The organism is Salegentibacter maritimus (genome assembly GCF_016236915.1).
Classification (GTDB): Bacteria; Bacteroidota; Bacteroidia; order Flavobacteriales; family Flavobacteriaceae; genus Salegentibacter; species Salegentibacter maritimus.
In genome coordinates, this window is sequence record NZ_JAEHOK010000040.1 from 2,688 (window position 1) to 10,639 (window position 7,952).

The 7,952-nt window shown below is 31.4% G+C and carries 6 protein-coding genes and 1 pseudogene; all 7 read right to left on the reverse strand.

Annotated features, from left to right (window positions below; all coding sequences use genetic code 11):
• Nucleotides 1–12: 12 nt before the first annotated feature.
• Nucleotides 13–1,145: pseudogene (locus I6U49_RS16450) on the reverse strand (IS3 family transposase).
• 311 nt (nucleotides 1,146–1,456) lie between these two features.
• Nucleotides 1,457–1,747 carry a helix-turn-helix domain-containing protein gene (locus tag I6U49_RS16455; RefSeq protein WP_198629653.1) on the reverse strand — a complete coding sequence of 97 codons (291 nt, stop codon included), beginning with the start codon at nucleotides 1,745–1,747 and terminating at the stop codon, nucleotides 1,457–1,459.
• Entirely contained in the window at nucleotides 1,747–2,094 is a 348-nt protein-coding gene (locus I6U49_RS16460; protein ID WP_198629648.1) for a type II toxin-antitoxin system RelE/ParE family toxin, read from the reverse strand. Before I6U49_RS16460 ends, I6U49_RS16455 begins: the two co-directional genes overlap by 1 nt.
• Before the next feature lie 785 nt (nucleotides 2,095–2,879).
• Nucleotides 2,880–3,686 (reverse strand): GIY-YIG nuclease family protein, encoded by an 807-nt coding sequence (locus I6U49_RS16465; protein WP_198629649.1) that lies wholly within the window; start codon nucleotides 3,684–3,686, stop codon nucleotides 2,880–2,882.
• Between the two features lie 167 nt (nucleotides 3,687–3,853).
• A complete protein-coding gene (locus I6U49_RS16470; protein WP_198629650.1) occupies nucleotides 3,854–4,339 on the reverse strand; it encodes a tetratricopeptide repeat protein in 486 nt (161 codons plus the stop codon).
• A gap of 536 nt (nucleotides 4,340–4,875) precedes the next feature.
• Nucleotides 4,876–5,898 carry a PD-(D/E)XK nuclease family protein gene (locus tag I6U49_RS16475; RefSeq protein WP_198629651.1) on the reverse strand — a complete coding sequence of 341 codons (1,023 nt, stop codon included), beginning with the start codon at nucleotides 5,896–5,898 and terminating at the stop codon, nucleotides 4,876–4,878.
• A gap of 608 nt (nucleotides 5,899–6,506) precedes the next feature.
• Nucleotides 6,507–7,487, reverse strand: a complete 981-nt coding sequence (locus I6U49_RS16480; RefSeq protein WP_198629652.1) for a hypothetical protein — start codon at nucleotides 7,485–7,487, stop codon at nucleotides 6,507–6,509.
• Nucleotides 7,488–7,952: the final 465 nt, after the last annotated feature.

The window sequence follows — 7,952 nt, forward strand, 5'->3', positions numbered from 1 at the left end:
TGTAAGCTTCCCCTAATTAGAACTGCTTGATTGTCCAAAAATATTATTTTTCATTCTCCTGGCGGTACCGCCAGGAGAATGAATTTTAGCGAATGCTACCGGTGCCATTTTTCCCAGTGCATTATGAGGTCTTACGTTATTGTAATCTTCCATCTAGGTCTCAGTTTGTTCCCTTACTTGATTGAGATCTTCAAAAAGGTATTTATTGAGAACGCCTCTTCGATAAGTTCCATTGAATCGTTCAATAAAAGCATTCTGTGTAGGTTTCCCTGGTTGGATGTACTGGAAGTCGATTTCATGCATCTGGCTCCACTCTGAAGCTATTTTAGCAATAAATTCAGGACCATTATCCATTCTTATCTTTTTGGGTTTCCCTCTGCGATTAATCAAATGGTTTAGTACCCATACGACACGTTTGCTGGGCAGTGAAAAATCAATTTCTATATGCAATGCTTCCCGGTTGTAATCATCGATTACCGTTAAGCCACGGAAGCGCCTTTTGTTTTCTAAAACATCGGTCACAAAATCAATACTCCAACTACGATTAGGTGCCGTAGGAGCCTCCAGGGGGTCTTTAACCCTGGTAGGCAAACGCTTTTTCACCTTTCTTCTCAAACTTAAGCCAAGCTTTTTATAAACCCGGTACACTCGTTTGTGGTTCCAGGGCTTACCTTCATTCCTTAATCGATCGTAAGCCATCCAGAAGCCTTCCTCACTATGTTCTTTAGCTTTTTGTCGTAAGGCCTTCTCTATAGCAGTATCGTCCTTTGGGGTTGGCTTGTAATAAAAAACGCTTTTGCTCATATTTAAAACCCGGCATGCCCTGCTGATACCGTAATGAACAAGTTCTTTGGCTATGGCTCTTTTACGGCAGGGCTTTAAAGCTTTTTTTCAATGATTTCTTTGGCCATTTGATGATCCAGGGATAGATTGGCATACATCTGCTTCAGTCTTCGATTTTCCTCTTCCAGATCTTTTAGGCGCTTCAGCTCTTTGCCGTTCATACCGCCATAGCGTTCCCGCCACTTGTAAAATGCCGCTGTACTAATGCCATATTCACGGCTGATCTCTGCGGCCGTTTTTCCGTTATCAAATTCCTTTAAAATCTTTGCGATTTGCTGTGGTGAATATCTACTCTTCTTCATAATTACTGTTTAAAGTTATAAAATATATTATACTTTTAAACAGTTCGTTTTTAAGGGAAGCTTACAACACCGCAAGTTGTTCCAAATTTTAAATCAATTTCTTGATGTTTACATAATCTACAATGTTCAGCTTGATTCATTTGTACTCTTTATAAAAAAAATGCGCTACAACGGTTACGGTTAAAGGAAGTAGCGTGTAGGGAAGAGCTAACTTGTCGGTTTAACCGGGATTAATTTAGACTTCTAAAATATAGAATTTTAGCTAAACCCAAGCTATTTTCTTTAACCGATGTTGTAGCGCGTATTTCGATCTACATTTCTATCGAAATCTTAACTTTTCCACCAAGACCCTTTTCTACGATATCATAAAGTGTTTTTAATGTGAGGTTACTACCATTATTTTCTACTCGTGAAATATATGTACGCTTTTTATCAATTAATTCTGCTAATTGGTCTTGAGTTAAGTTTTTTTCTTCCCTGGCTTTTCTTAGTAAAAGTCCGATTTTAAAAGATTCAAAATCTCTATCAAGTTCATCTCTTCTTGAAGTTCCTTTTTCTCCGTAAACTTCGTTTTTTATTGTTTTCCAATCTTTTGTTTCCATCATTTTTTCTTTTTATCGGCATTATACGACTCCATTAATTTTAAAGCTTTGTCAATTTCCTTCTTTGGTGTTTTCTGTGTTTTTTTAGTAAATCCATTTAGTAAAATGACTAATTTACCTTTATCGAAAAAGCAAAAAACTCTCCAAATATCAGACCCCAACTTTATTCTCGCTTCATATAATCCTTTTGTTCCTTTTAAAGCTTTTAAATAATGTGACGGAATGCGCTCAAATGTTTCTATTGCTTCGATTACTTTAAAGATCTTATCCTGAACTTTTATTGGTTGTTTAGTCAGAAAATCTTGAAAATAATTTTTATAAGCTATTACTTTTCTAATTTTTTCCATCGCTACAAATGTAACTTAAAAGTTACTATCTTCAAAATTGGCTCTGAAGTTTTGTTGGCTGAAAACGGATTTTGTGATATGCGCTACAACGTGTACGGTTATTGACAATTTGCGGAGTAGGGAGTGCGTATTTGTCAGCGTAAACAGTTTTGTTGGTGACTAAAATAATCAATTTCAGTTAATTTGCCCGCAATTTGCCATAACCGATGTTGCAAACTGTACTATTCCGGTTTATTCTATCATGTTTTTTTAAAACAGTCTGCTTTACGCTCAGATTGGTATTTTATTTTTAGACACATTTAAAAACTTTGTACCACTTTTTTCTTACGATTATTTTGCGCTCTGCTTGGATTAAATTTTTATCCGTGCTTTTGCTCTTTTTCTTCTTTTCGGGATTTCTCTTGTGGAGTTTTTTTGCGTATTGCTTTTAAGTCCGCGAAGTGATTTTTGTTTCTTTATTCTCTTTTTCTTTTAGATTTCAGAATCCTGGATTTTTTTCTTTCTAAATTTCAATTTTTGTTCTTTACAATGCGCAAAGATTGGTTTTGGTTCTTAGTTCCGATTTTTATGGTATTGTTTGCAACGTCTCGGCTATGGCAAGTAGGGCGGTAAGGAAACCTTTTCGTTTCCGTATGCGCTCGTAGCCAAATCTTTTGCATTTTGTTTTATCTTATTTTTTCAAAAGCCAAATCAAAAGATTTGGCGGTCTTCAAAAGCATTCCCAAGCCTTTAAATATAGAACTTTCTGCCCTATTTGCTATAGGTATTGTTGTGTGTAGTATTTTTTAATTGTGATTATATCCAAATTTCCAAATTTGAGTTTGTAATGCTTTTTTCCACCAAGATTCTCTTTTAAATATTATATTGTCATTAACTGTGGATTTGTATATTTCCAATATTGAATACTTAAAATTATTTTTAATGTATTCTGAAGAAAATGTTTTAAGTTCTTTATTTCCGCCGTGTCCAGATTTCATATAGCTTTTCCATCTTCCGTATATCATTTTGTCTCCATAAGCAGCTCCAACATACATTTTTCCTGTTAACGTATCTGCAATTAAGTAAATTCCTTTTTGGTTTTCTAATGCAGTTTTCCAAGTGCTTTTGTTAATTACTCGGCTTAAATCCTTCCAGGAAATATCTACATTTTCATAACCGGGAAATAGGTCATTGTCAAATGTGTCTTCTAATATTTGACTTACTTTACAATCCTCGATTACACTTTTGGCAAGACGAATTAAGTTTTGAGATTTATTTTGAAACTCTATAATTAATCTGCCAAAATATTTTTCATATTCCTTTGCGGTTTCATATTCATAGCCTACTGTATTATATTTATTAAGGTCTTTTGTTATTCTACTAATATCGAAAAGTAACCACTTATCTTTTGAAATTCTTGCAAACCCAATTGTTAAATCACCTAACCTGTAGGACTTCTTACTGTAATTATGAAAATTTCCGTTTAATAACGCTTGTTTGTTTTCTTTAAAATGTTTGATTGGGTCGAATTCTTTATCATTCTCTTTGTTAAATCTAATTTTTACATTAGATAAGTCTTGTAAATTTAAAATGTCGTTTAGTTTAATACTCATAGGTTTAGGGTGTGGGTCATATTACACACAACGTGTTTGTGTATGATTTCGTTGCGTGTTTCATCAACTAATTTAGCAAATACACACAAAATAGAAAATCCGCGAGGATTTTCGTAAGTAGGCGAGTACTAGCAATGAATTATACACGGTGTTGTGCAACGTAATTTTTATTCAAAATAATCTTCAATTTTCTTAATTTCAATTATAATTCTATGATTTTCGGGCAGACATTCAAGTAATTCTGAAGGTCTTGCTAATTCATTTTCAGGTGTTTGTTTGTACCAATTCAATACTTTTTCAAAGAATACTATTCCTGCTGTTTCATTCCCAAGTTTATAAGTGCAAAATCCAATTTGTTCAATTAGTTTAACATATCTCCAAAGTCGAAATTCTTTTAGTGCTTTAGTGTCAACCTTTAAATAATTGTTAAGTGCAAGTTCTAAATTTCCAATATCGTGATAGATATGTGCTAAATATAATTGAGCCATAAAATTCGATTTGTCTTTTTCAACTGCTTTTTTAAAATTATCAATTATATTTTCCGAATTATCTTTCCAATCCTCACTTTCAGTATCAATTAGTCCAAGTATTTGATAGTCTAAAGAATTTAGTTCGGTTTGAGCGATTATTTTCCCACGAATACTTTTCCTCAATGATTCTTTTTCAATTAGATTTTCCGAAAGATTAAACTTGTCATATTCTTCTTTATTCTATCATGCTTTTTTAAACAGTCTGCTTTACGCTTAGATTGATATTTTAATTTTAAGCACATTTAAAAACTTTACTTCACTTTTTTTGTTAAGATTATATTTTGCGCGCTGCTTGGATTAAATTTTTAGTTTTCGTTTAATTTTTATCCGTGCTTTTGCTTTTTTTCTTCTTTTCGGGATTCCTCTTGTGGAGTTTTTTTGCGTATTGCTTTTAAGTCCGCGAAGTGATTTTTGTTTCTTTATTCGCTTTTTCTTTTAGATTTCAGAATCCTGGATTTTTTTCTTTCTAAATTTCAATTTTTGTTCTTTACAATGCGCAAAGATTGGTTTTGGTTCTTAGTTCCGATTTTTATGGTATTGTTTGCAACGGTCCCGGTTATCGCCAGTTGGCGGAGTAAGGGACGCGGATTTGTCGGATTAACAAATTTATTTCTTGGTTTCTAAAATTACACTTTTTCGATAAAACCCGTTATTTGCGATTAACCGATGTTAGGTGCTTTTAAATTCCAATCAATTTCTTTTGTATTCATAATTAATTCATCAAATTTTTCAAAAGAATTCTGGTACCAATTGACTATTTCTTGCTCCGAATTTTCAACATTTAAATATTTTGAAATTTTTTCTTCAAGACTTATTCGAGTTCCATAATCCAAATTCTCTACTATGAAATCTGTACTTAGATTCTTCATTTCCTTTACGAACTTATCGTATGCCTGATTTTTTTCTCTATGGACATAAATACTTACCTCAAAAGTCTGATTGGCGAAATAAAAACCGTATCGAATTTCCGACCATCCATTGTCATTAATTAGATTTTTATAAAAATATTTCAATCTTTCCTGCTCTAGAATATAGGTCGTAGAAAATCCTTTATTTAATTTACCTAAATTTTTATAATGTGATTTGAAATTGGGTTTGATTAATTCCAGATAGTCTTTTATTAGTTGAAGTGTATCTTGAAAATTCTCAATCGAAATAAAATTATTTGAATTAAATTTAAAATCTTGCGCCATTTTATTTTCTTTTAAAAATGAATTGAAATCTTTTAATAATGGGTCTTGTGGATATTTATTTAGAAAGCGAACAACTTCATACCACCGAAATTTTGTTATCTTTTTATCAGTATTACTAGACAGATTTTCAATGTATTTCGTGCAATAAAACAAGTAGCTGTTTTCTTTTTTTGAATTTTTTAGTATCTGAGAATATTTCCTTAATTGATTTTTTCCTTCTTTTGATTCTACCTTATTTTCAATGAAGCATAAAGTCATCTCATTCTCTATTACCAAATCTATTATGCATATACCAAACTCTTCAAGATAATACCTCTTTTGTGTTTCGACTACAAAATTTGATCCTGCTATATTTAAAAAGTTATTTATGAAATCTTTTTTGATTTGAGTATTCAAATTTAAAATTCCACTAAAAACTTCTGTTGTGAAATCTTCAAGTGGAGTTGATACTTTTTGAGATTTATAAAGTTTTAAAAGATTTTGAAGCAAAATTTTGATATTTAATTGCACCTAACGTATAGGTATAAACGCACGTTTTAATTGCGTTTATACGACGTTGTGTGCAGTAATTTAGTATAAATTTATTGATTATAATGAATTTATCTCAATTACGTAGTCATCACGAATTGGAGATAGAGAATTTTAAAAAGCTTTTTATTTTTTTAGTTATTCATTTTATCATCCGATAAGGTGAGTTGCTAAAAAAAACCGCAGGATTCAACCAACTTTAGATAGCTTGAAAATTAGCAGAAAAACCCCCATAAAAAATGTGGTCTTTTTCTACTAACTTTATTAAACTTTTTAACGTGTCAACGTTATGATAGTGCCACTATCAACGATGCCAATCGCAAAAGTTTAGAACAGAAATCTTTATTTTCTGTTTGAAACTATCTAAAGTTTCCTTTTTCTTCTCCTGCATAAAAATCTTTTTAATTTCCTGTTATTCGTGATTATTGCATACAAACGTTCCCGGTTAACGCAAGTAGCGGACTTGGGAAACGAGAATTTGTCGGTTAAGTTATCTTTTTAAAGGTAGTCAAAAATGTCATTTTTCGATGGTCTGCCGCTATTTGCTCGTTAACCGATGTTACCTGCAGTTATTTGAATACTTCTGTTTTAAGTAGTTTTTCACCTTTTTTTACGGCAATTAATCCTTTTTCACATTCATCCCTATTAATATTTTTCAAAATTTCTCCGTGAACGATTTTATTTCGTGGTCTCAACATATATTTTTGAATATCTCTCCATTCTTGAGTAGCTCCAAAGTCAAATTCAAAATATTCTTTTATTCCACGTTTACAGATTTCTGAAATGCCAACAAGACATCCGCAATCTTCTTTTTTCTTAATCTTATCAAGTTTTGTGTTACTTAATGTTTTTTTTAACTCAGTGTAAATGAAATTTTCAAAGAGAGTAGCTCCTTGAATTAAAGCCAAATTAAATCTTCCTAAGTGAAAATTATCGAGCATTAATGCTATCATTTCATCTTTGAATCCATAATAATTCTCCAATAATTTATTCCGTATGAGATTATCCTTATTGCTTTCTAATTGAAATTCTTTTCCCCCGTTAAAGTAAACACCACCTTTAGTAGCCATTTTGAAAATTGGCTGTTGATTATCATTGTTATCAATTAAAATATATTGATAACTGAAAATGTCTTTCTTAACTATATTTCTTATCCAAAATTGATCAGATACTCTTCTATAGATATTAATAAACTTGTTTAAGTATTCTATTGATAAGTCAATAAACTGATCTGGGATTATGCTTATTATTTTTTTATCAATTTTATCAGAATTGAACATTTGTTCGTCAAACCAGATTTGAATTACAGAATGTGAAAGAATTCCAGATCTGTCTTCGTCCGTTTTCGAAAATTCTGCCATATCAAAACCATCTTTCCATCTGAAATCGTATATTCTCTTGGTTTTTATCAAGGCGGGAATATCATCAACTTGAATTAAATAAGGCTCACCTTGATCTCCTGGATCTGTAGAATTAAGAATATCAAATGCAATTGGCAATTTGTATTGCAAAACGACATTTCTTAATTCTTCTATGTTAAAATCACTCATAAATAATTGCAGGTAACGTATAGGTATAAACGCACGTTTTAATTGCGTTTATACGACGTTGTGTGCAGTAATTTAGTATAAATTTATTGATTATAATGAATTTATCTCAATTACGTAGTCATCACGAATTGGAGATAGAGAATTTTAAAAAGCTTTTTATTTTTTTAGTTATTCATTTTATCATCCGATAAGGTGAGTTGCTAAAAAAAACCGCAGGATTCAACCAACTTTAGATAGCTTGAAAATTAGCAGAAAAACCCCCATAAAAAATGTGGTCTTTTTCTACTAACTTTATTAAACTTTTTAACGTGTCAACGTTATGATAGTGCCACTATCAACGATGCCAATCGCAAAAGTTTAGAACAGAAATCTTTATTTTCTGTTTGAAACTATCTAAAGTTTCCTTTTTCTTCTCCTGCATAAAAATCTTTTTAATTTCCTGTTATTCGTGATTATTGCATACAA